General features: G+C 36.0%; 1 pseudogene. It reads right to left on the bottom strand.

The annotated features are described in order from the left end of the window. Window positions 1-40 precede the first annotated feature (40 nt). Window positions 41-235, bottom strand: a pseudogene (locus AC23MB_RS14530) (cytidine/deoxycytidylate deaminase family protein); the annotation flags it as partial. Window positions 236-239: the final 4 nt, after the last annotated feature.

The raw sequence follows: 239 nt of genomic DNA, 5'->3' as shown, positions 1-239 counted from the left end.
ATACAGAGTCATCTGAATAATCACTGGTATACACCACTTAGGTAATACCAGATTGTAGTATCAATTTGCAGAATTCTTTACAAGGCGACATTGTTAAATATAATGTTGCTCCTTATGCAGACTGTGTGCTAGACGATAATTTTAGGATGGCGTTTGCTTCTGCATGTAGCACATACCAATTCGTTTTTCCTGATTCGTCTTCGCAATTATTTTAAAAACACGATGGTGTCCCATTTTAA

The organism is Soonwooa sp. T0.1_25 (assembly GCF_057652215.1).
This window is presented reverse-complemented; position numbering and strand designations above follow the sequence as displayed.